This is a genomic window from Corynebacterium sp. HMSC055D05 (genome assembly GCF_001810365.1).
Classification (GTDB): domain Bacteria; phylum Actinomycetota; class Actinomycetes; order Mycobacteriales; family Mycobacteriaceae; genus Corynebacterium; species Corynebacterium coyleae.
In genome coordinates, this window is sequence record NZ_KV801056.1 from 1 (window position 1) to 213 (window position 213).

At 53.1% G+C, this 213-nt stretch carries 1 protein-coding gene; it reads left to right on the plus strand.

Going from position 1 to position 213, the window contains the following annotated elements; genetic code table 11:
• The coding region (locus tag HMPREF2734_RS12000) for a carboxypeptidase regulatory-like domain-containing protein (protein ID WP_168163600.1) at positions 1-213 on the plus strand (213 nt) is incomplete at both ends.

The following is a 213-nucleotide window of genomic DNA, read 5'->3' on the forward strand; positions in this document are numbered from 1 at the left end:
AGGTGAAGAAGGACCAGGACACCAAGCTGGAGAATGTTGCGCCTTCGCGCGATAAGGGTTCGGTGTCTGGTTCTGTGGATCCGGAAGCTGTTGAAAAGATTGAGTTGGTTGACCCGAAGACGAATGAGCGTCGTGAGGTGTCGATTGATTCCAACGGCAATGTGAAGCTGGATGAGATTCCGACGGGTGACTACACGGTTGTGGTCACTCCGA